The sequence below is a fragment of the Mycobacterium sp. genome, from assembly GCF_029961025.1.
Lineage (GTDB): Bacteria > Actinomycetota > Actinomycetes > Mycobacteriales > Mycobacteriaceae > Mycobacterium.
On record NZ_JASBVP010000006.1, the window covers coordinates 42,500 to 62,859 of the forward strand.

Sequence of the window (20,360 nt, forward strand, 5' to 3'; positions counted from 1 at the left end):
ATGAAATTCGTTGACGAGTTCCGTGATCCGGCGGCGGCCCGCAAACTGCTGGTGGCCATCGGGAACCTGGCCGGTGGTGGCGGCGAGCACTTCAAGTTCATGGAAGTGTGTGGCGGGCACACCCACACCATCTACCGCCACGGCATTGAGCACCTACTGCCCGAGAATGTCGAACTGGTACACGGCCCGGGGTGCCCGGTATGCGTGATCCCGATGGGCCGCATCGATGACGCCATGTGGCTGGCCGGGCAACCCGGCATGATCTTCACCTGCTTCGGCGACATGATGCGGGTACCCGGCTCCAACGGAAACCTGCTGGACGCCAAGGCCCGCGGCGCCGACGTGCGATTCGTCTACTCGCCGCTGGACGCGCTGAAGATCGCCGTCGACAATCCGGACAAGCAGGTGGTGTTTTTCGCAGTCGGTTTCGAGACCACCGCGCCGTCGACCGCGGTGACGCTGGTGCGGGCCCGCGATCTGGGCCTGGCCAATTTCAGCGTGTTCTGCAACCACGTCACGATCATTCCGCCGATCAAGGCCATCCTGGATTCACCGGACCTGCGGCTGTCGGGTTTCATCGGACCCGGGCACGTCTCCACGGTGGTCGGTATCCGGCCGTACCGGTTCGTGCCGGAAGTCTACGGAAAGCCACTGGTGGTCTCCGGCTTTGAACCGCTGGACATCTTGGCGTCGGTGGCGATGCTGCTGAGCCAGATCCGCGAGGGCCGCTGCCAGGTGGAGAACCAGTACAAGCGGGTGGTGCCCGAGAACGGCAACCCCGCGGCGCTGGCGTTGATGGGCAAGGTGTTCGCGCTGCGCCCGCACTTCGAATGGCGTGGACTGGGTTTCATCTCGCAGAGCGCGCTGCGGCTGCACGACGACTTCGCCGAGTTTGACGCCGAGCTGCGTTACCAGATGCCCGGCGTGCGGGTCGCCGACCCGAAGGCCTGCCAGTGCGGCGAGGTGCTCAAGGGTGTTCTCAAGCCCTGGGAATGCAAGGTTTTCGGAACCGCATGCACCCCGGAGACCCCGATCGGCACGTGCATGGTGTCTCCCGAGGGCGCCTGCGCGGCCTACTACAACTTCGGGCGGATGCACCGCGACGCCGCCAAGCTGGTGGGTTCCGCCGGGCGGGCCTGACGGTGGCGCTGGCGACCGTCGACCAGTGGGCCGCGCAGGGCGCGGAGATGTTCGCCCGCTACGCGTACGCCCCTAACGCGCTGGGTTTTTGCGGTCCGCCGCTGGGCGCGACGTTGCGCGACGGGTCGGTGGAGGAGGTGCGCAGCGCGGCGCGGAAGTTTTCCGGCGCCTGGCCCTATCTGCAGGTGCTCTCGAAAATGACCGGGATCGCCGATCCGCTGGATTACCGGATCGTCGAATCGTACTGGCTCGGTGGTGGTGTCGGCGCCGACCTCGACGCGAGCGCGTTCCTCGATGAGTTGTTGGCCATCATCGGGCCGCAGGCGGGCCGCTACTGGTCGCATCTGACACCGGATTTGGCAAGGGAAGCGGCCGCCAACCACTGTTTTCATGTGTTCGGGGTGTATCCATGGTCGCGGCTGCTGGGCCGCGGACTCGGCGAGCACCCGCTCAGAGTTCTTGATAGCTGTCGGATCACTTGGGGTACAGTGCTTTCCCGCAATAAAGACAATGTCACGGTGTCCTGCCGCCGGTTGATCTGGGATGGTCGCCGCCTGGGGCTGTCCGAACCCGAGAACCGCCAACTGGAAGTGTGGGTCGACGGCTACAGCGCGGTTCCCGACGTGGCCGTGGGTGACCAGGTTGCCGTCCACTGGAGCCGGATCTGCGGTCGGCTGCATCCCCGGCAGATCCGGGCCCTCGCCGAGGCCACCTTCCGCCAAGTGCAGGTGACCAACCGGCGCCTGGCGCACTCCTAGACGCTTCAGTCGAGGATTCTGCGGGCGACATTGGTGCTGACGAGGTCCAGCAGCTCGTCACCGCGACCGGCCAGTATGGTGCGAATTGCATACAGTGAGAAGCCCTTTGCCTGCTCGGCGGTGATAACCGGCGGGATTGTGAGCTCTTGGCGCGCGGTGACGACATCGACAACCGCCGGCCCCTCCCAGCTGAAAGCAGCGCTCAAAGCGGCCGGGAGGTCTCCGGGGTTTTCGACGTGCCGGCCGAATAGGCCCATCGCCTCGGCTACCGCGGCGAAGTCGATGGGGCTCAACTCGGTACCGAAGTTGACGATCCCGGCTGCTTTCATCTCCAGTTCGACGAAGCTCAGCGACGAGTTGTTAAAGACGATCACCTTCACCGGAAGCTTGTTTTGTATCAGGGTGGCTAACTCGCCGAACAGCATTGTCAGCCCGCCGTCACCGGCCAGGGCTACTACCTGGCGACCGCGATCGGCGGTCTGGGCGCCGATGGCGTGCGGCAACGCCCCGGCCATGCTGCCGTGGGTTGCCGATCCGATCAGCCGCCTGCACCCGTTCATGGTCAAATAACGCGCCGCCCAAATGGTGGGCGTGCCGACATCGTAGGTGAACACCGCGTTTTCGTCAGCCAATCGATCCGCGAGGCGGGCGACGTACTCCGGTCGAATCGGTGTGCGGTTGCGGTCGTTGACCGCCAGATCGTCCAGCGACTTGCGGGTCTTGCGGTAGTGCCGAAGCGCCCGGTCTAGGTGATCGCTGTTGAGATTGCGCGCCAGCAGCGGGCGCAACACGGCGAGGGTGTCTTTCACGGTGCCCACCAAGCCGAGATCCACCGGGGCCCGTCGACCGATGTGGCTGCCGCGAATATCGACCTGAATGATCCGGGCACGGTCGGGATAAAACTGGCGATACGGAAAGTCGGTGCCGAGCATCAGCAGCACCTCGGCCTCCCGGATGGCTTTGTATCCCGAAGTGAATCCCAGCAGACCGGTCATGCCGACGTCATATGCGTTGTCGTATTCGATGAATTCCTTGCCGCGCAGTGTATGCACTATGGGTGCCTGCAACGTCGCGGCCGTGCTCACCAATTCGTCGTGAGCCCCCGCGCATCCGGCTCCCCCGAGGATGGTGATCCGGGTGTGCGCGTTGAGGATGTCGGCGGCCTGACGCAGCGACGCGTCGTCGGGGCGCATGACCGAACGGGCGGGAGAGACCGGCCGGATTTCCCAGCCCGGCTCACCCAAACGGCTTCCGAAGACTTCGCCGGGGATCACCACCACGGCCACCCCGCACTCCTCGACGGCCGTGCGCATCGCGATCTGCACTATGCGCGGCATCGTCTCGGGGCTGCTGACCAGCTCGCAGTAGACGCTGCACTCGCGAAACAGCTCTTGAGGATGTGTCTCCTGGAAATAGCCCGAGCCGATCTCGGCCAGCGGAATGTGCGCCGCGATTGCCAGCACCGGAACCCGGGTCCGCTGCGCGTCGAACAAACCGTTGATCAGATGCAGATTGCCCGGGCCGCAGCTGCCTGCACACACCGCCAGCCGGCCGGTTAACGTCGCATCGGCGGCAGCGGCGAATGCCGCCGCCTCTTCATGACGCACAAGTTCCCAGCTGATTTCCCCAGAACGGCGAATGGCATCGGTAAAACCATTGAGGCTGTCTCCTGGGAGACCGTAAACACGTTGCACCCCATTGGATTTCAAGATATCGATGAGGTGCTGTGCTACGGTGGCCATACGCCCTCCCTAATCGTATTTGGGTACCCACATGGCATCGAGAATGGATTGCACGATGTTCTCGTGGATTTTTGTGGCTATCCCCTCGTCGACCGCGGCCCGATAGACCGCTTCGGCGACGATAGCCGACACCGCCCGCAGGTTCTGCACGCCGGGCAGCAACGAGCCTCCCGGTAATGTCGGATTAGCCTGCTGTGCAATGGATTTAGCTGCCGCATCGAGCATCCCTTTGGTGACCCGGCGGGCACCGGCCACGATGACACCCAGCCCCAGACCGGGAAATACCAATGCGTTGTTCGCCTGCCCGATAACGTAGGTCGTGCCGCGGTATTGCACGAGCGGAACGGGGCTGCCGGTTGCGATCAGCGCCTTGCCGTCCGACCAGGCCAACACATCGGCCGGGGTCGCTTCCATATGCGACGTGGGATTGGACAGCGGGAAGATCAGCGGCCGCTCGGTCGCGGCCGCCATCGCCTGGATCACCTCACGGGTGAACGCGCCGTAGACCGTTGAGCAACCGATCAGGATGGTCGGTGCGGCGAGTTTGATGGCATCGAGCAGTCCGACGCCGGGAACCGTGTCAAGTCCTAGCAGCTCCCGGTTCTTGGCGTAGGGACGCTGAAAATCGCGCAAGCCGTCCATGTCGTCGAACAACAACCCCTGCTTGTCGACGGGCCAGATCTGTGCGTAGGCCTGCTGCAGGGTAGCGCCGTCGGCCACCATCGCGTCGCGGATCTGATCGGCGACACCGATGCCGGCGGTGCCGGCGCCGAAGATGACCACCTTTTGGTCGCGCAACGGGATCCGGGTAACTCTGGTTGCGCTGTATATGGCCGCCATCACGACAGCGCCGGTGCCCTGCACGTCGTCGTTGAACACGCAGTACTGCGATGAGTAGCGATCCAGAATGGCGCGAGCATTCTTCGGCCCGAAGTCCTCGAAATGCAGCATTGCGTGCGGGAACAGCCGGTGGGCCGTCTCGATATAGCGATGGATGAACTCTTCATAATCGGCCCCCCGACGGCGAGCGTGGCGGTTGCCCAAATAGAACGGATCCTGCAGCAGTTGCTCGTTATCGGTGCCGACGTCGAGTACGGCCGGGATGGCGCGGCACGGATCGATGCCGCCTCCGGCGGTGAACAGCGCCAACTTGGCGACGGAGATTTGGATGCCGCCGACTCCCCAGTCACCGATGCCCAGGATCGCTTCGGCATCGGTGCACACAATCAGATCGACGTCGTCGGGACCGAGTCCGAATGTCTGAAACGATTCCGCGATTTCATCCGGGTGGTCGATCGACAAGAACAGTCCCCGCTGCCCGCGATACTCATCGGAGAAACGCTGGATCGCCTCGCCGACGGTGGGTGTGTACACGATCGGCATCAACTCGGCCAAATGCTCGGTGAGCACCTTGAAGTACAGCACTTGGTTGCGGTAATGCAGCTGATCCAAAAGCAGATTACGGCCCAGATCGGTTGCCATGCTTTGCAACTGATACCACACGCGTTCCGCCTGCTGCTCCAGGGTGAGAACTGCAGGCGGAAGCCGTCCGGTCAACCCCAATTTGCGACGCTGCTCGTGGGTGAATCCAACCCCCCGATTGAGGCTCGGGGTGGCCATCGCAACCGGAATTCGTGGCACCACGGTATCGGGCATAGGTGTCCTTCGCAGGGTCGGGTTCGCGCTTGGGGACGTCGACACCATAGCGCGACCGGGTCCGCCGCTGCCGCGGCCGAACGAAAGGGCAAAGCCGGGGCAGCCTTGAGCCTCGCCGCGTGACCCGCGCCACCGCTCAGGTTTTGTCCTCGTTGTTGCGGGGGAAGCCCCCACCCTGCGGGAACAGCGGGAACACCACGTCATCGAACTTGGTGGCGTCACCGTCGGTTCTGTTGACCGTTGCACCCCAGACGTTTCCGTCCGGAGCCATCCGCAACGCCCAGGCGTGGCCGTGGGTCTTCTGGCGGACCACGTCGGGTTCACCGGTGACCGCCCCCGACGCCGGGGCGAGATGCACCGCCACCGTCTGCATGGGGTTGATCAGGTTGATCAGCACGGTGCCGTCCAGGGCCGCGCAGCCGGCCACCCCGGGTTTGTCCGGCCAGGTCCAGACGGTGGAAACCTGCGATTCCCGGGTGATGCGCTGCAACCGGTCGGCGCTGGGAGCGCGGTCGAGCACATACAGCGAGCCGTCGACCGGGTCTTTACACAGCCCGCCGCCGGGGCCGATGCCGGTGAGCGCCGTCGTCGGCGGCGCCTGGTTGAGGGTGGTGGGTTGTTCGATCCGGATCACCTTGCCCGCCAGTGATCCCGGGTCGGCGGCCATCGCCGGGTTGCCGGCATCGCCGGTCAGCACCACCAGTGTGGTGCGGCTGGTGAAAAGCAGCGCACCGGTGTTCCCGGTGGCACCTTTGGGGATGCCGGTCAGGATGTCCTTCGGGACGTCGCCGTCGGCGACGCGGACCACCCGGTTGTCGCTGGGCGTGCTGATGTAGGCGTACATCAGGCGGTCTTGCGAATAGGTGGGCGACAGCACGATGTCCATCAGCCCGCCGTCCCCGGACGGGTCGACCGGGATGACCGTCTTGACCTTCGGCTCGGCGTTGAGGGAGACCTCCTTGACCGCGCCGGTGACGCGCTCGGCGACCAGCGCGGATTTGCTGTCGGGCAGCATGATCAGGCCGCTGGTGCTCTCCAGACAGCCCTGCATCACGCCCGGGGCCGGGCAGACCTTCGGAAACGGCTTGGCGGGCAATGGCGGCGGCGGAGGGGGCGACGAGCTGGGCGGCGCCATCAGCTTCGGTTCGGTGGTGAAGGGTTGCGACTGGGCGTTGTTGAACCGTGCACAGCCGCTCGCCGCGAGCAGCACGGCGCACAGCCCAGCGATCCCGCACCGCACCGACCGCCGTCTTCGCATAGCTGTCAGGGTACGGACATCACGGGCTGTACCGCTATCCGGCACCTTTACGCCCGGTGGCCGGTTCGGCCTCACCGGTGGTCTCCGCCGCAAGGGGCCGGCCGAACCGGGGTGGCAACCGCCGGAAAATCAGAGAAGTCGGCGAAAGGGCCGCTCAAATCCCCAATTCGCCGGGCAAATACCCTTACCCTGGCACGCGTGACCAGTCAATCGAATGACTCGGATTGGCGCCCGCCGGACGATTCCGGAGCGCAAACCCAGCTGCGACCAGCTTCAGCAAGCCTGGTCGACCCGGAAGACGACCTGCCATCGGCCGCCTATTCAGGCGATTTTGAGACCACTGCGATCCCCCACTATGGCCCCGGCGGGCCCCTTGTCGCCGGCTCCCGGTACGGTCTGGCCGGTCCGCATGACGAGGTGTCATACGGGCGGCAGCGGCCCGGGGGGCGGCACTCGGCGGCCCCGCCGGACCAGATCGAGGCGGACGAGGACGACGAACGGGTGCGCGCCGCAGGCCGGCGCGGCACCCAGGACCTCGGTCTGCTGATATTGCGGGTCGGCCTGGGGATAGTGCTGATCGCCCACGGGTTGCAAACGCTGTTCGGCTGGTGGGGCGGGCGGGGTCGGGCGGGCTTCACCCACTCGCTGACCGACGCGGGTTACCGGCATGCCGAGATCCTCAGCTATGTGGGTCCCGGCGGCGAGATCGGCGCCGGGGTCTTGCTGGTGCTGGGACTGGTCACCCCGCTGGCCGCCGCGGGGGCGCTGGCCTATCTGATCAACGAGCTGCTTGCCGGTGTCTCAACCCAGCCGCACTCGCGCTTCTCCTTCTTCCTTCCGCACGGGCATGAATACGAGCTCACCCTTATCCTCGTGGCCATCGCCGTCGTATTGATCGGTCCCGGCCGCTATGGCTTCGACGCCGGTCGCGGCTGGGCCCGGCGACCATTCATCGGATCGTTGGTGTCATTGCTCGGCGGGGTCGGCGCCGGCGTCGCGGTGTGGGTGCTGCTGAACGGGGCGAACCCGCTGGGCTGACATCCCGGCCCGGCGCCGCTGGGCGGCGCGCATCGTCGGCCGGCTGGGTTGGATGGCCGGTCTCCTCCTCGCGCCGCTGGGCGGCGCGCATCGTCGGCCGGCTAGCGATACGGGTTGGGTACCCGTCCCGCACTGGCCTCGGCCAACAGCGGCAGCGTCGCGAAGCTGACCGCGGGCAATCGCAACTCCCCGCCGTTTTTGAGCTGTGCTCGTGCCCACGAACCCTTGTGGAATCGCAGCCCGTCGATCTGCTCCCAGCGCACGGTCTGGCTGCCGAGCAGGGTGCGCACCGTTACTCCCTGAGCGTCGGCGACGGTGCGTAACCGGATGATCAACGCCGACAACACCACCGGGATGACAAGCAACGGCGCGGTCAGTGGCCAGGTCAGCACGGGTACGAGCAGTCCGACGGTGGTGAATCCGACCGCCAAATGCGCCATCGGCGATATCCTGATCACCACGGGCCGCCCGGGGGCTGCTGCAGCCGAGGAATCCGAAGCCACCCCTGCATCTTTTCACGGTTTTCGTTGGGATTTTCCTGACGGCTATCCGGGCAGGTGTGCTCCGGGCGGACCGGGCCATCCGGAGATCGTCGTGAGCACCCGGGGTTCGATCATCGGGCCGCGGGCCGCGTCACCGAGCGGGATTTGACGCCCGAGCCGTGCGGAGGCTACCGTCAAATTGTGCAAACCCGCGGGATGCCGGTAGTACCTGGTCGGCGCGTTGGTGCTTGGCGCGGATAACGTTCCGGCAACAACGCGCAACCCTCGTGCAGCAAGCTGTGCTGGCGGGGGTTTTTTGTTGCGTGCCCTTGCGCATTTGCCCGCAAGACCAGCAGAGTTAGGACAAAAGTACTAAGAGGACATCGTGAGCGCACCTACCACGAGGCCCCCGTTGGCTTCGAAGGACAAGCCGCACACCGCCAACGGCGTTTCGGCCACCGCCGGATCTGCGGCGGAGCTTTCCGGTTCACATCCGAAAAGGATTGTGCCGCAGCAACTTACCGGAGCACAGTCGGTGGTGAGGTCGTTAGAGGAGCTGGGCGTCGGGGTGATCTTCGGGATCCCCGGCGGTGCGGTGCTACCGGTATATGATCCGCTGTTTGACTCGAAGAAGTTGCGGCACGTGCTGGTTCGCCATGAGCAAGGCGCTGGCCATGCCGCCAGCGGCTACGCGCATGCCACCGGCCGGGTCGGCGTCTGCGTGGCGACGTCCGGTCCCGGCGCAACCAACCTGGTGACCCCGCTGGCCGACGCCCAGATGGATTCCATCCCGGTGGTCGCGATCACCGGGCAGGTCGGGCGTTCGCTGATCGGCACCGACGCCTTTCAGGAGGCCGACATCTCCGGCATCACCATGCCGATCACCAAGCACAACTTCCTGGTCCGCAGCGGCGACGAGATTCCGCGGGTGCTGGCCGAGGCGTTTCATATCGCGTCCACCGGACGCCCCGGTGCGGTGCTCGTGGACATCCCCAAGGACGTGTTGCAGGGCCCATGCGCGTTCAGCTGGCCACCGCGCCTGGATCTGCCCGGCTACAAGCCGACCATCAAACCGCACAACCGTCAGGTGCGTGAGGCCGCCAGGATGATCGCGGCCGCCCGTAAACCGGTGCTCTACATCGGCGGGGGCGTCATCCGCGGCAACGCCACCGAGCAACTGCGGGATTTGGCCGAACTCACCGGCATCCCCGTCGTCACCACACTGATGGCCCGTGGCGCGTTCCCGGACAGCCATCACCAGCACCTGGGCATGCCCGGCATGCACGGCACGGTGGCAGCGGTGGCGGCGTTGCAGCGCAGCGACCTGCTGATCGCGTTGGGTACCCGCTTCGACGACCGGGTGACCGGAAAACTCGACTCGTTTGCCCCCGAGGCCAAGGTCATCCACGCCGACATCGATCCCGCCGAGATCGGCAAGAACCGGCGTGCCGACGTTCCGATCGTGGGTGACGTCAAAGCCGTCATCACCGATCTCAGCGCGGCGCTGCGGCATCTCGGGGTGTCCGCCGGCACCCTCGACCTCGATGCCTGGTGGCAGTATTTACGCGGCGTGCAGGCGACCTACCCGCTGAGCTACGGGCCGCAAAGCGACGGCAGCCTGAGCCCGGAATACGTGATCTCCACGCTGGGCAAGATCGCGGGGCCGGACGCGGTGTACGTCGCCGGTGTCGGCCAGCACCAGATGTGGGCCGCGCAGTTCATCTCGTTTGAGAAGCCACGCACCTGGATCAACTCCGGCGGCCTGGGCACCATGGGTTTTGCCATCCCGGCGGCCATGGGCGCCAAGATCGGCCGGCCGGACGCCGAGGTATGGGCGGTCGACGGCGACGGCTGCTTTCAGATGACCAACCAGGAGCTGGCCACCTGCGCCGTCGAGGGCGTGCCGATCAAGGTGGCCGTGATCAACAACGGCAGCCTGGGCATGGTGCGGCAATGGCAGTCGCTGTTTTACGCCGAACGCTATTCGCAGACCGACCTGGCCACCCACTCGCACCGCATCCCGGACTTCGTGAAGCTGGCCGAGGCGCTGGGCTGTGTGGGTTTGCGGTGCGAGCGTGAAGAAGACGTCGTCGGCGTGATCAACCATGCCCGGCGGATCAACGACCGCCCGGTGGTCATTGACTTCATCGTCGGCGCCGACGCTCAGGTGTGGCCAATGGTGGCCGCCGGCACCAGCAACGACGAGATCCAGGCCGCCCGCGGGATTCGCCCGCTGTTCGACGACGACGACAACGAAGGGCACGCCTGATGTCTTCGACACACACGTTGTCGGTACTGGTCGAAGACAAACCCGGGGTGCTCGCTCGGGTGGCGGGACTGTTCTCGCGGCGCGGCTTCAACATCGAGTCGCTGGCTGTCGGCGCCACCGAGCAGAAGCACATGTCGCGGATGACCATTGTGGTCTCCGCCGAGGACACTCCGCTCGAGCAGATCACCAAGCAGCTCAACAAGCTGATCAACGTCATCAAGATCATCGAACAAGACCCGGACAGCTCGGTGTCCCGGGAGCTCGCGTTGATCAAAGTGCGTGCCGACGCCGGTACCCGAAGCCAGGTGATCGAAGCGGTAAACCTCTTTCGTGCCAGCGTGATCGACGTCTCGCCGGAGTCGCTGACCGTCGAGGCCACCGGCACGCCGGGCAAGATCGAAGCCCTCTTGCGGGTACTCGAGCCATTCGGCGTGCGTGAGATCGCCCAGTCCGGTCTGGTGTCCTTGTCCCGCGGCCCCCGCGGCATCGGCACCGCCAAATAACAACAAGGAGAAACACGTGGCAGTGGAGATGTTCTACGACGACGATGCAGACCTCTCGATCATCCAGGGCCGAAAGGTCGGCGTGATCGGTTACGGCAGCCAAGGGCATGCACACTCACTGAGCCTGCGCGACTCCGGGGTGGATGTGCGTGTCGGACTGAGAGAGGGCTCCAAGTCGCGCCCGAAGGTCACCGAGCAAGGCCTGCCGGTCGGCACCCCTGCCGAAGTGTCCCGCTGGGCCGACGTGGTCATGTTGCTGGCACCCGATACCGCGCAGGCGGACATCTATAGCGACGACATCGAGCCCAACCTGGCGCCGGGCAACGCGTTGTTCTTTGGCCACGGGCTTAACATCCACTTCGGCTTGATCAAGCCCGCCCCCGAGATCACCGTGGCCATGGTCGCCCCGAAGGGCCCCGGGCATCTGGTGCGCCGCCAGTTCGTCGACGGCAAGGGCGTTCCGTGTCTGGTTGCGGTGGCGCAAGATCCATCGGGTGACGGTCTGGCGCTGGCGCTGTCCTACGCCAAGGCCATCGGTGGCACCCGGGCCGGTGTCATCAAGACCACTTTCAAAGATGAGACCGAAACCGACTTGTTCGGTGAGCAGACGGTGCTGTGCGGCGGGGTAGAAGAGTTGGTCAAGGCGAGCTTTGACATCATGGTCGAGGCCGGCTATCCAGCGGAGCTGGCTTACTTCGAGGTGCTGCACGAGCTTAAGCTGATCGTCGACCTGATGTATGAGGGCGGCATCGGCCGGATGTATTACTCGGTGTCTGACACCGCGGAGTTCGGTGGCTACCTGGCCGGCCCACGGGTGATCGACGCCGGAACCAGGGAGCGGATGCGCGGCATTCTGCGGGAAATCCAGGACGGCAGCTTCGTCAAGAAACTGGTCGCCGATGTCGAAAACGGTGGTAAGCAGTTGCAAGAGTTGCGCAAGCGCAATGCCGAGCATCCCATCGAGGCCACCGGGAAAAAACTGCGCGACTTGATGAGTTGGGTGGACCGTCCGATCACCGAAACCGTCTGAGCCGCGGAGACCTCCGGCGCGATTTCGCGGCCCGCACCGCGTCGCCGACGGGGACCGCCGCTGGGCTCTCCGGAATCTACTGTGGCGCAGCTTATTTCGGCGCGCTGTTACGCTCGCGTGAGCGCGTGTCGGTGTCACGGCCATGACGGACGATACCGGTGGCGGCGGGTAGTTGTGCCGTCGACGCAACGCAAGCCCGTTGGTTAGCCACGCTAGGGTAGCGGTATGAGTCTTCCCGTGGTCCTGATCGCCGACAAGCTGTCCGAATCGACCGTCGCCGCTCTGGGCGACGGGGTTGATGTCCGTTGGGTCAATGGCCCCGACCGGGAGAAACTCCTGGCCGCGGTGCCCGACGCCGACGCACTGCTGGTGCGGTCGGCGACCACCGTGGATGCCGAGGTGCTGGCCGCGGCACCCAAGCTGAAGATCGTCGCCCGGGCCGGTGTCGGACTCGACAATGTCGACGTCGACGCCGCCACCGAGCGCGGTGTGCTGGTCGTCAACGCCCCCACGTCGAATATCCACAGCGCCGCCGAACACGCGATCGCGCTGCTGCTGGCCGCGGCCCGCCAGATCCCGGCCGCCGATGCCTCGTTGCGCGCTCACACCTGGAAGCGTTCGTCGTTCTCGGGTACCGAGGTCTTCGACAAGACCGTCGGCATTGTCGGGTTGGGGCGTATCGGGCAGTTGGTGGCCCAGCGGCTGGCCGCCTTCGGCGCCCACCTGGTCGCCTACGACCCATATGTGTCGCGGGCCCGGGCGGCGCAACTGGGAATCGAGCTGTTGTCGCTGGAGGAGCTGTTGTCGCGCTCCGATTTCATCTCGGTGCATTTACCCAAGACCCCCGAGACGGCGGGCCTGATCGACCGGGCGGCGCTGGCCAAGACCAAGCCGGGGGTCATTATCGTCAACGCCGCCCGCGGCGGCCTGGTGGACGAGCAGGCGTTGGCCGATGCGGTGACCAGTGGGCATGTCCGGGCCGCGGGTCTAGACGTGTTCGCCAAAGAGCCATGCACCGACAGCCCGCTGTTCGACCTGCCGCAGGTGGTCGTCACCCCGCACCTGGGTGCCTCGACCGCCGAGGCACAGGAGCGCGCCGGCACCGACGTGGCCGAAAGCGTGAAGCTGGCGCTGGCCGGGGAGTTCGTCCCGAACGCCGTCAACGTGGGTGCCGGGGTGGTCAGTGACGAGGTGCTGCCCTGGCTGGACCTGGTGCGCAAACTCGGGTTGCTGGTCGGGGTGCTGTCGGACCAACTGCCGACCTCGCTGGTGATCCAGGCGCGTGGCGAGCTGGCCTCCGAAGATGTCGAGGTGCTCCGGCTTTCGGCCCTGCGGGGCCTGTTTTCGGCGGTTATCGAGGAGCCCGTGACGTTCGTCAACGCGCCGGCGATCGCCGAGGAACGCGGGGTTTCCGCCGAGATCAGCACGGTGACCGAGAGCCCTAATCATCGCAGTGTCGTCGACGTGCGCGCGGTGGCCGCCGACGGCTCGGTCGTCAACGTCGCGGGCGCGTTGTCCGGGCCGCAGCAGGTGCAGAAGATCGTGCAGATCAACGGGCGCAACTTCGATTTGCGCGCCGAGGGAATCAACTTGATCGTGCACTACATCGACCGGCCCGGAGCGCTGGGTAAGATCGGCACGCTGCTCGGTGCCGCCGGGGTGAACATCCACGCCGCTCAGCTCTCCGAGGACGCCGAGGGCCCGGGCGCGACGATAATGCTGCGGCTGGACCGCGAGGTGCCCGAGGACGTGCGGTCGGCGATCGCCGCGGCGGTCGACGCCTTCAAGCTCGAGGTGGTCGACCTGTCGTGAACCGCGCCGGCGACGATGCAGAGCGAAGCGATGAGAAGGAGCGGCGCCAGTGAACCGCGCCGGCGACGATGCAGAGCGAAGCGATGAGAAGGAGCGGCGCCAGTGAAGTTGGCGATCATCGCCGGCGACGGGATCGGTCCCGAGGTGGTGGCCGAAGCCGTCAGGGTCCTGGACGCGGTCCTGCCCGGTGTGGAGAAGACCAACTACGACCTGGGCGCGCGGCGCTTTCACGCCACCGGTGAAGTGCTGCCGGACTCGGTTTTGGCCGAGTTGCGCGCCCACGACGCGATCCTGCTCGGCGCGATCGGCGATCCGTCGGTGCCGCCCGGCGTGCTGGAGCGGGGGCTGCTGCTGCGGTTGCGCTTCGAGTTGGACCACTACATCAACCTGCGGCCCGCCCGGCTGTACCCCGGGGTGGCCAGCCCGTTGACGCTGTCGCCCGGCAGCCGTGACATCGATCTCGTGGTGGTGCGCGAGGGCACCGAGGGCCCCTACACCGGCACCGGCGGCGCGATTCGGGTCGGAACTCCCAACGAGGTCGCCACCGAGGTCAGCGTCAACACCGCGTTCGGCGTGCGTCGGGTGGTCTGGGACGCCTTTGAGCGCGCCCGCAACCGGCGCAAACGGTTGACCCTGGTGCATAAAACCAACGTGCTGACCTTTGCGGGGGCGTTATGGTGGCGCACCGTGCAGCAGATCGCCGATCAGTACCCGGAGGTCGAGGTGAGCTACCAACACGTCGACGCCGCGACCATCCACCTGGTCACCGATCCCGGTCGCTTCGACGTGGTCGTCACCGACAACCTGTTCGGCGACATCATCACCGATCTGGCCGCGGCGGTGTGCGGCGGCATCGGCTTGGCCGCCAGCGGCAATATCGACGCCACCGGGGCCAATCCGTCGATGTTCGAGCCGGTGCACGGCAGCGCGCCCGATATCGCCGGACGGGGAGTCGCCGATCCGACCGCGGCGATCATGTCGGTGGCGCTGCTGCTCGCCCATGTCGGCGAAGAAGCCGCCGCCGCACGCGTGGACCGGGCCGTGGCGACCCATCTGGCCACCCGGGGCAACGATCGGTTGTCAACCCGGCAAATCGGTGATCGGATTCTCGCCGCGCTCTAGCGTCAGCGTCCGGTCCCCGCGGTTCCGCGCTTACCGGCACCAACGGCACCGCCATGAGCGGGAATAGCCCACACACCGTGAATGCCAACGGGTATCCGAGCGCCGTGATCAGGGCACCAAACACCGGCGGTGTCAGACTTGCCGTCACCCGCTGGCCGGTGTTTTGGGCGCCTAGCGCGCGCCCGCTCCAAAACGGGCCCGCGTACTCGGGGATCGCGGTGGCCGCTAACCCGTTATCGGTCACCGCGATCACCGCCGCGGCGACCATCGCCGCCTCGGCGAAGGGCGTGTCCAGGTGGTCGTTAACCGCCAGCAGGAACATGGCCAGGCCGGCCATTACGGCGAGGGCGCGGATCGGGCGCATCCGCGAACCGACACGGTCCGACCATCGGCCGACCACAATGCGCGCCAGCGCGCCCAGCAGCTGGGCGAGGGTCACCAGCGCGCCGGCGGCGGCGACCGACCAGCGCTCGTCCTCGATCAGCCAGACCAGCATGAACGTTGCAGTTACCGCCTGCGGCACCATCAGCAGGGCGGACACCGCATGGATTCGCCACAACACCGCCGATCCCCGATAGGGGCTGGCGAGCTCGTCGTCGGTGGCGCTGGCCCGGGTTTTCCGCGGGGGGTCGACCACACCGACCGCGCAGGCCACCGCCGACACCGCGCACACGATCGCGGGAAACATCAACGCCGCCGCGACCCCGCGTTCGGCCAGTTCGGGCATGATCGCCGCGCCCAGCGCGATGCCCAGCGGTTGCGCGGTCTGGCGGACGCCCATCGCCAGGCCACGCTGGTGCGGCGGAAACCAACCGGTGACCAGCCGGCCGCTGGCGGTGTTACAGCTGGCGGCGGCCATGCCGCCGAAAAACAGCAATACCCCGACCGCGACGAGCGGCCGCACCGACGCCGCGCCGTAGGCCGCCACCGCGGTCAGCGCCGAACCCACGGTGAGCACGATCCGCTCGCCCACACGATCCACCAGGTAACCCCAGCCGATCAGCGTGAAAACCATGCCGAAGCTGGGCATGGAAGACAACAGGCTGGCATTCGTGAGGGTGACGTCCCGCTCGGCTTGCAGCGCCGGGATCACGAAGGCGACGCCATTGATGAAGACGAACGAGCACAGGGTTGCCGCCAGCGAAATCGCCACCATCGACCAGCGCGCGCCCATGCTGGTCGAGTCGGTCGGCATAGGTCCATGGTTTCACAGGTATCCCACCGACAGCCGTTACCGACCGCGAGCCGGCGCACCGCCCGGCACACCACCCCGTTTAGATTGGTCGGGTGCGCCTTGGTCGAATCGCCAGCCCCGACGGGGTCGCCTTCGTCAGCGTCGAAGGTGAGCCGCACGACCCGGCCACGATGATCGCCCGGGAGATCGCAGAGCACCCCTTCGGCACGCCGACCTTCACCGGGCGCTACTGGCCGCTGGCGGATGTGCGACTGCTGGCGCCGATGCTGGCCAGCAAGGTCATCTGCGTCGGCAAAAACTACCCCGCCCACATCGCCGAGATGGGCGGAGGTGCAGCAGCGACCGATCCGGTGATCTTCCTCAAGCCCAATACCGCGATCATCGGGCCGAATGTGCCGATTCGATTGCCCGCCAAGGCGTCACCGGTGCATTTCGAGGGCGAGTTGGCGGTGGTGATCAGCCGGCCGTGCAAGGACGTTGCGGCGGCCCGGGCCGGCGAGTACATCCTGGGCTACACCATCGCCAACGACGTGACGGCACGTGACCAGCAACAAGCCGACGGTCAATGGACCCGGGCCAAGGGCCACGACACCTTCTGCCCGGTCGGGCCGTGGATCGTCACCGATGTCGACCCGGCCGACCTCGAGCTTCGCACCGAGGTCAACGGGGACGTCAAACAGCACAGCCGAACCTCGCTGATGATTCACGACGTCGGCGCGATCGTGGAATGGGTCTCGACGGTGATGACACTGCTGCCGGGGGACCTCATCCTCACCGGGACACCCGACGGCGTCGGTCCCATCGAGCACGGCGACACCGTCAGCGTTACCGTTGAGGATATCGGAACCCTGACCAATCCTGTTGTGCGCAAAGGAATGTAGTGACGTCAACAGTTAGCGTTCGGGTCCGGTTCTGCCCGTCGCCCACCGGGATTCCCCACGTCGGGCTGATCCGCACCGCGTTGTTCAACTGGGCCTACGCCCGGCATACCGGCGGTGTGTTCGTCTTCCGGGTGGAAGACACCGACCCCGGACGTGACAGCGAGGAAAGCTATTTAGCGCTGCTCGACGCGTTGCGTTGGTTGGGCCTGAACTGGGACGAAGGCCCGGAGGTGGGCGGGCCCTACGGACCGTATCGCCAGTCGCAGCGAAAAGACATCTACCGTGACGTGGTGGCGCGACTGCTCGCGGCGGGGGAGGCTTACCAGGCCTTCTCGACCCCCCAGGAGGTTGAGGCCCGCCATCGCGCGGCCGGCCGCAACCCCAAGCTGGGCTACGACAACTTCGACCGGGATCTGACGGCCGCGCAGCGCGCGGCCTACCTGGCGGAGGGTCGCACACCGGTGATCCGGCTGCGGATGCCCGACGACGACCTCAGTTGGACCGACCTGGTGCGCGGACGAATGACCTTTGCGGCCGGCAGCATCCCCGATTTCGCGCTCACCCGCGCCAGTGGAGATCCGCTGTACACGTTGGTTAACCCGGTCGACGACGCGCTGATGAAGATCACCCATGTGCTGCGCGGCGAGGATCTGCTGCCGTCGACACCGCGCCAGATCGCACTGTACCGGGCGTTGATGCGCATCGGGGTGGCGGATCGGATTCCGGAATTCGCCCATTTGCCAACGGTGTTAGGAGAAGGCACCAAGAAGTTGTCGAAACGCGATCCGCAGTCGAATTTGTTTGTCCACCGCGAACGGGGATTCATTCCCGAAGGACTGCTGAATTATCTTGCGCTGCTGGGGTGGTCGATAGCCGCTGACCGCGACGTGTTCAGCCTCGAGGAAATGGTGGCAGCGTTCGACGTCGCAGACGTCAACCCCAACCCCGCCCGGTTCGACCAGAAAAAGGCGGATGCCATCAACGCCGAGCACATTCGCCGGCTCGCCGCGGACGACTTCACCGCCCGGCTGCGCGACTACTTCGATGCGCACGGGTATCACACCGGGCTGGACGACGTCGGGTTTGCGGCTGCGGCCCGGCTGGTCCAAACGCGCATCGTCGTTCTGGGCGACGCGTGGCCGCTGCTGAAGTTCTTCAACGACGAGCACTACGCGATCGATCCCGAGGCCGCCGCCAAGGAACTGGGGCCGGACACGGTGCCGGTGCTCGACGCCGCCGTCACGGCGCTGGAGGGGGTGGCCGACTGGACCGCGGCGCACATCGAGGGCGCCCTCAAAGCCGCGCTGCTCGAGCGGCTCGGGCTGAAGCCGCGCAGGGCCTTCGGCCCGATCCGGGTGGCCGTCACGGGGGCGTCCGTCAGCCCACCGCTGTTTGAGTCGCTGGAGCTGCTGGGTCGCGGGCGTAGCCTGCAGCGGTTGCGTGCCGCCCGACGGTTCGGCACCGGCCAGTCTTGCCGCGGTGAAGAGCGCGATGAGAATCTTTGGTAATCTGCACCTCGGCCGAGGATCGCCGGCAGCAGCGGCCGCATGGCCGCCGGGAAGCCTGCTGAGTCCGCCGTGACCAGCGGGTTTCGCCAGCCAATGGGGTATGGTGTAATTGGCAACACAGCTGATTCTGGTTCAGCCGTTCTAGGTTCGAGTCCTGGTACCCCAGCAAAGTATGTACCCCGCGAAGGTCGGGCGGCGGTTAGGTGGGAATCACCGAGCGCACCGGGTGGGCTATGCTGACAGCTCGGATCGGTTCTGGCCCCGTCGTCTAGCGGCCTAGGACGCCGCCCTCTCACGGCGGTAGCGTGGGTTCGAATCCCATCGGGGCTACTCGTCTCACCGGCGGGTGACCGCAGAACCCGTGCAACGGCTCCGGCGCAGCGGGCACGCTGGTGATGCCCTCGCCCGGCGCCCCGTCGAGCAGCGGCCGCAACCGGTTCCTTCCGGCCGACGGCATCCACTTCGGCCAGGCGGTTATCGGCTCGTCGCCGACTCTCAGCCGCTCACCGAACCGCCGCCACCGCGCTTCGATGCGGGTTCGCACCCAACAACCGCGTCAGCACCCGGATCACGGCCTTGTCGCACCAGCGCGCTCGGCGCGGTGGAACCGGCCACCGGCATGCGGGGCAGTCCGAGCTTGCGGTGATCCCACGAGCGCACCCGGCGGACAACGAGGTGGACCCCGATCCGCTTGTTCATCATCCGGTCGATCGCCGGCCTCTTGTCTTCGGTATAGGGACCGGTATAGCGCTCCCATACGCTGACGCCGATCCGAAAAAGCGTGGTGGGATCCTCGACGATCTCGGCGACGCCTTCAAAGGAGACCCCACGCAACGTGTCATAGGTGTCGCCGTCCTCGATCAGGAAGCTCACCCGCGGGTCACGTCTGAGGTTGATGGCCTTTTGTGATTTGGCCTTGGTCTCCAGCCAGATGTCACCGTCGATGACTCCGTACCACATCGCGGTCAAATGCGGCTGCCCGCCAGCACCGATGGTGGCCAGCGTGCCGGTGCGGCTAGTGGCGACGAAGTCGGCGATCTCGGCCTGCGACATGACGATCTGCGCGCGCTGGTTGATTCCCATGGCGTCAGTGTGGCAGCCGTTGTTTCGGGCGCATGGGACGCCTGGCTTCGAGTGTGCGCTGAGGGCTTCGAGTGTGCGCTGAGGGCGCGATCTCGCCTTCGAATCCCGCCCTGGTTGCACAGTCGAAACCGGGGATGCACACTCGGCCATCGGCCGCATCACAGGAGCTGGGTGAGCGCTTCGGCCGCCGCCAACAGGTCGGCGGCCCAACGCTCCCCGGGACGCCGGCCCAGCCGGTCGATCGGCCCGGACACCGATATCGCCGCGATCACCGCACCGCGGGCATCGCGTACCGGCGCCGAGACACTGGCCACACCCGGCTCTCGCTCGGCAACGCTTTGCGCCCAGCCGCGCCGGCGCACGTCGGCCAACGCGCGCTCGGTAAATTTCGCTGCCGGCAATATGGCCCGCTGGGTGGCGGAGTCAGCGTATGCCAGCAGCACTTTGGCGCCGGAACCCGCCGTCATCGGCAAGCGCGCCCCCACCGGCACGGTATCCCGAAGACCCGCAGGAGGTTCAAGTGCGGCCACGCAGACCCGGGTGGTGCCCTCGCGCCGATATACCTGCACGCTTTCGCCGGTGGTGTCGCGCAGTCTGGGCAGCACTATTGCGCTCGCCGCCAGCAGCGGGTCGGTGGCGTGCGCCGCCAGTTCGCTGAGGGCGGGACCCAGCAGCCAGCGGCCTGCGGGATCGCGGGCCAGCAGGCGATGGACCTCTAGGCCGACCGCCAGCCGGTGCGCGGTGGCCCGGGGTAAGCCAGTGCGGTCACACAATTCGGCCAGCCCGCACGGCGATTGCGCGATCGCCTGCAGCATGCCCACGGCTTTGTCGAGGACCCCGATGCCGCTATGCTGTCTCATATACAGATATTAGCGTCTCATAT

At 66.3% G+C, this 20,360-nt stretch carries 15 protein-coding genes, 2 tRNA genes and 2 pseudogenes; 12 read left to right on the forward strand and 7 right to left on the reverse strand.

What is annotated here, in order from left to right; translation table 11 throughout:
• The gene (gene hypD / locus QJR12_RS08175; protein ID WP_300580592.1) at positions 1-1,140 is read left to right on the forward strand and encodes a hydrogenase formation protein HypD; all 1,140 of its coding nucleotides are present in this window, start codon (positions 1-3) and stop codon (positions 1,138-1,140) included.
• Positions 1,141-1,148: 8 nt separating this feature from the next.
• Positions 1,149-1,898, forward strand: coding sequence for a DUF6390 family protein (locus QJR12_RS08180; protein ID WP_300581226.1), 750 nt, complete (start codon positions 1,149-1,151; stop codon positions 1,896-1,898).
• 5 nt (positions 1,899-1,903) lie between these two features.
• Here QJR12_RS08180 and poxB read toward each other — a convergent pair whose 3' ends face one another.
• From poxB to QJR12_RS08195, 3 genes are all read right to left on the reverse strand, one after another.
• A complete protein-coding gene (poxB, locus tag QJR12_RS08185; RefSeq protein WP_300580595.1) occupies positions 1,904-3,640 on the reverse strand; it encodes a ubiquinone-dependent pyruvate dehydrogenase in 1,737 nt (578 codons plus the stop codon).
• A 9-nt stretch (positions 3,641-3,649) separates the two neighbouring features.
• Positions 3,650-5,296 carry an NAD-dependent malic enzyme gene (locus tag QJR12_RS08190; protein ID WP_300580598.1) on the reverse strand — a complete coding sequence of 549 codons (1,647 nt, stop codon included), beginning with the start codon at positions 5,294-5,296 and terminating at the stop codon, positions 3,650-3,652.
• A 136-nt stretch (positions 5,297-5,432) separates the two neighbouring features.
• On the reverse strand, positions 5,433-6,554 hold the full coding sequence (locus QJR12_RS08195; protein WP_300580601.1) for a PQQ-dependent sugar dehydrogenase: 1,122 nt from the start codon (positions 6,552-6,554) through the stop codon (positions 5,433-5,435).
• 198 nt (positions 6,555-6,752) lie between these two features.
• On the opposite strand from QJR12_RS08195, the gene QJR12_RS08200 reads away from it, so the two are divergent.
• Positions 6,753-7,592: a DoxX family protein gene (locus QJR12_RS08200; protein WP_300580604.1), complete on the forward strand. Its 840-nt coding sequence runs from the start codon at positions 6,753-6,755 to the stop codon at positions 7,590-7,592.
• A gap of 101 nt (positions 7,593-7,693) precedes the next feature.
• On the opposite strand, the gene QJR12_RS08205 is transcribed toward QJR12_RS08200, so the two are convergent.
• Positions 7,694-8,032, reverse strand: coding sequence for a PH domain-containing protein (locus QJR12_RS08205; protein WP_300580607.1), 339 nt, complete (start codon positions 8,030-8,032; stop codon positions 7,694-7,696).
• A 427-nt stretch (positions 8,033-8,459) separates the two neighbouring features.
• Between QJR12_RS08205 and QJR12_RS08210 the strand changes: the two genes are divergently transcribed.
• The 5 genes from QJR12_RS08210 to QJR12_RS08230 all read left to right on the forward strand — a co-directional run bounded on the left by QJR12_RS08210 (position 8,460) and on the right by QJR12_RS08230 (position 14,810).
• Entirely contained in the window at positions 8,460-10,343 is a 1,884-nt protein-coding gene (locus QJR12_RS08210) for an acetolactate synthase large subunit (protein ID WP_300580610.1), read from the forward strand.
• Positions 10,340-10,846, forward strand: coding sequence for an acetolactate synthase small subunit (gene ilvN, locus QJR12_RS08215; RefSeq protein WP_300581229.1), 507 nt, complete (start codon positions 10,340-10,342; stop codon positions 10,844-10,846). The genes QJR12_RS08210 and ilvN overlap by 4 nt, the downstream gene beginning before the upstream one ends.
• Positions 10,847-10,874: 28 nt before the next feature.
• Entirely contained in the window at positions 10,875-11,876 is a 1,002-nt protein-coding gene (ilvC, locus tag QJR12_RS08220) for a ketol-acid reductoisomerase (RefSeq protein ID WP_300581231.1), read from the forward strand.
• A 225-nt stretch (positions 11,877-12,101) separates the two neighbouring features.
• Positions 12,102-13,688, forward strand: coding sequence for a phosphoglycerate dehydrogenase (serA, locus tag QJR12_RS08225; protein WP_300580612.1), 1,587 nt, complete (start codon positions 12,102-12,104; stop codon positions 13,686-13,688).
• A gap of 102 nt (positions 13,689-13,790) precedes the next feature.
• Positions 13,791-14,810, forward strand: coding sequence for a 3-isopropylmalate dehydrogenase (locus QJR12_RS08230; protein WP_300580615.1), 1,020 nt, complete (start codon positions 13,791-13,793; stop codon positions 14,808-14,810).
• A 139-nt stretch (positions 14,811-14,949) separates the two neighbouring features.
• Here QJR12_RS08230 and QJR12_RS08235 read toward each other — a convergent pair.
• A pseudogene (locus QJR12_RS08235) lies at positions 14,950-16,005 on the reverse strand (MFS transporter); the annotation flags it as partial.
• A gap of 92 nt (positions 16,006-16,097) precedes the next feature.
• Here QJR12_RS08235 and QJR12_RS08240 point away from each other — a divergent pair.
• The 4 genes from QJR12_RS08240 (at position 16,098) to QJR12_RS08255 (ending at position 18,724) form a co-directional block, all read left to right on the forward strand.
• Complete coding sequence (locus QJR12_RS08240; RefSeq protein ID WP_300580618.1) at positions 16,098-16,886, forward strand: fumarylacetoacetate hydrolase family protein; 789 nt, start codon at positions 16,098-16,100, stop codon at positions 16,884-16,886.
• Positions 16,886-18,394: a glutamate--tRNA ligase gene (gene gltX, locus QJR12_RS08245; protein WP_300580620.1), complete on the forward strand. Its 1,509-nt coding sequence runs from the start codon at positions 16,886-16,888 to the stop codon at positions 18,392-18,394. The genes QJR12_RS08240 and gltX overlap by 1 nt, the downstream gene beginning before the upstream one ends.
• A gap of 94 nt (positions 18,395-18,488) precedes the next feature.
• A tRNA-Gln gene (locus tag QJR12_RS08250) sits at positions 18,489-18,560 on the forward strand.
• 91 nt (positions 18,561-18,651) lie between these two features.
• A tRNA-Glu gene (locus QJR12_RS08255) sits at positions 18,652-18,724 on the forward strand.
• A 264-nt stretch (positions 18,725-18,988) separates the two neighbouring features.
• Here the strand turns inward: QJR12_RS08255 and QJR12_RS08260 are convergent.
• Together QJR12_RS08260 and QJR12_RS08265 are read right to left on the reverse strand one after the other, a co-directional pair.
• Positions 18,989-19,477, reverse strand: a pseudogene (locus tag QJR12_RS08260) (PPOX class F420-dependent oxidoreductase); the annotation flags it as partial.
• Between the two features lie 158 nt (positions 19,478-19,635).
• Positions 19,636-20,337: an IclR family transcriptional regulator gene (locus QJR12_RS08265; RefSeq protein WP_300580623.1), complete on the reverse strand. Its 702-nt coding sequence runs from the start codon at positions 20,335-20,337 to the stop codon at positions 19,636-19,638.
• Between the last annotated feature and the right edge of the window lie 23 nt (positions 20,338-20,360).

Bases quoted from the DNA above. Each gene is read 5' to 3' on its own strand.
- hypD (WP_300580592.1), top strand. From the start codon at position 1: ATGAAATTCGTTGACGAGTTCCGTGATCCGGCGGCGGCCCGCAAACTG.
- poxB (WP_300580595.1), bottom strand. From the start codon at position 3,640: ATGGCCACCGTAGCACAGCACCTCATCGATATCTTGAAATCCAATGGG.
- QJR12_RS08190 (WP_300580598.1), bottom strand. From the start codon at position 5,296: ATGCCCGATACCGTGGTGCCACGAATTCCGGTTGCGATGGCCACCCCG.
- QJR12_RS08195 (WP_300580601.1), bottom strand. From the start codon at position 6,554: ATGCGAAGACGGCGGTCGGTGCGGTGCGGGATCGCTGGGCTGTGCGCC.
- QJR12_RS08205 (WP_300580607.1), bottom strand. From the start codon at position 8,032: ATGGCGCATTTGGCGGTCGGATTCACCACCGTCGGACTGCTCGTACCC.
- ilvC (WP_300581231.1), top strand. From the start codon at position 10,875: ATGTTCTACGACGACGATGCAGACCTCTCGATCATCCAGGGCCGAAAG.
- serA (WP_300580612.1), top strand. From the start codon at position 12,102: ATGAGTCTTCCCGTGGTCCTGATCGCCGACAAGCTGTCCGAATCGACC.
- QJR12_RS08265 (WP_300580623.1), bottom strand. From the start codon at position 20,337: ATGAGACAGCATAGCGGCATCGGGGTCCTCGACAAAGCCGTGGGCATG.